Origin of the sequence: Bacteroides sp. L10-4, from assembly GCF_013373675.1 — a bacterium.
Classification (GTDB): Bacteria; Bacteroidota; Bacteroidia; order Bacteroidales; family Bacteroidaceae; genus Bacteroides; species Bacteroides muris.
In genome coordinates this window covers 1-1,788 of sequence record NZ_JABXJH010000132.1, presented here as the reverse complement: position 1 = coordinate 1,788, position 1,788 = coordinate 1, and the positions used below count along the sequence as shown (strand labels likewise).

At 34.7% G+C, this 1,788-nt stretch carries 2 protein-coding genes; both read left to right on the top strand.

Going from position 1 to position 1,788, the window contains the following annotated elements:
• Positions 1–202 precede the first annotated feature (202 nt).
• Positions 203–703, top strand: coding sequence for a hypothetical protein (locus HU824_RS19365; RefSeq protein ID WP_176469740.1), 501 nt, complete (start codon positions 203–205; stop codon positions 701–703).
• 6 nt (positions 704–709) lie between these two features.
• A complete protein-coding gene (locus HU824_RS19360; protein ID WP_136011411.1) occupies positions 710–1,633 on the top strand; it encodes a hypothetical protein in 924 nt (307 codons plus the stop codon).
• Positions 1,634–1,788 lie beyond the last annotated feature (155 nt).

The following is a 1,788-nucleotide window of genomic DNA, read 5'->3' as shown; positions in this document are numbered from 1 at the left end:
AACTGAGCAAATACAAACTTGTCTTGAAACATATGCGGTCATAGTAAAACTACCGCAAAGATAAAATTTCAAGTCCGTTCGCTCGAAAAATCCATGTAACTAACTATATTTCAATAATTTCAAAGAACTTTTTCAGATTTTAATGGGACAGTAGTGACGTGTTATTACAACCGACTCCAAATTACTCGCGCGATATACCAAAATGGTATTTGAAAAACTGCTCGGAAAACCGTATGGTAAGGAATTGGATTTGCTGGGTCTTGAAAAAGACTCTAACCCTAAAGAATCAACTTGTAAGGGTGGCATTATCGGTACGGAAGATGAAGACAACAGAGATAAGACTATTGTTTTCAATAGTGATTGTACAGGATTAGTGACACCAAAAGATACCTATGCCAACATTAAAGATGATTACAAGAGGCGTACAGTTACCGCAGTTGAGGATTTCTTCAAGTTCGTACTTGTTGATATGAATTCTGCATTCAATTTTGATAAAAATTTCGGAGTTAAACCATCATCTATTCGTATCGCACAAGAAATGGCAAAGAAAGATCTTCTCACGTTCCTTGAAAAAGGAATAAGTCAGCGTTGTGAAGAAACTGAGGCGGAAGATATGATAGAGGAAACATTCTTCTATTATCCCATAAAAGGGGTGTTAAATGCAATTTCAGCAGAAATATATAACGAATTACAACAATCATAAGAGCACATGAAACAAATTATAATCTCATTACTCACATTAGCCTTGGCGGACATCTGCTTGTGTAGTTGTGGCAATGATGTGGCTGCCAACACTTCTCTGGAAGAGAAGCATAAAAAGAGTTCCATAACGCAATCTGATGAGAAGCATAAAAAAGCGATAACTGATTCTATCAACAATCTACGAGAAAAAATAATGGATTTAACCGAAAAATATGAAAAGGTTTATCAGGAATTAAGCGAAGTAAAAATGGACAATAAGAAAATCAATGATGAAAAAGCAACGAATAAATGGTATATTCTTATTGGTGGAGGTATTGGATTGCTTGGTTTGATAGTATCAATTTTTGCATTTGGAAAAACAGGGAAATGTAATAATAGATTAAGTCGTCATCGTGAAGAAATCGAATCACTGAGACAGCTATTAAATGAGCGTCGATTTGAACCAAATGTTACTGGTACTAAACGTACAAATTATTCAGCCTCGTCATCGATACCCAATAATGAAATCTCTGATTTGTCTCGAAAAATACAACATTTAGAGAATGAACTTTCAAAAATACAAAAGACTACTCTTGTTCATGGAACACCGACTCCATCTACAATTACCCCACCGATAAAACCAACTAGAATAGGTTACTTTGGAACAGCTATAAGTGGTGAAAACGGCACAGGGTATTTTAAAAAAGTACTTGAATCAAAAGATAGTGATGCAAGATTTTCAGCACAAATTATTGATGGTTCAGCTAATTTTGAGCCTATAGCATCTCTTTCCTCTATCAAATCCAGCGACTATATGGACTTGGCTGTAGAATTTGAAGGGGTATCTAAAAATGAGGCAACTGATATGTCCGTTCATTACAAAGGACTGGCTCAACAAATAGGAGATAAATGGATTATTGTAAAAAAAGCAGTTATAACTTTAAAAAAATAATCAACTATTATGCATTCAATAGTACCTATAAGTAGTTATTCATAATTATTTCACCTATGTCGAAATTACATTATCTTTGCTTCGAACAAAACTGCGTGATAAATGAAAATCAAGAAATTGACGCTGAGCGATTCCGAACGTCGGGAACTTACCAC

Excerpts from the sequence above, each read along its gene's own strand:
- HU824_RS19365 (WP_176469740.1), top strand. The coding sequence starts at position 203 with ATGGTATTTGAAAAACTGCTCGGAAAACCGTATGGTAAGGAATTGGAT.
- HU824_RS19360 (WP_136011411.1), top strand. The coding sequence starts at position 710 with ATGAAACAAATTATAATCTCATTACTCACATTAGCCTTGGCGGACATC.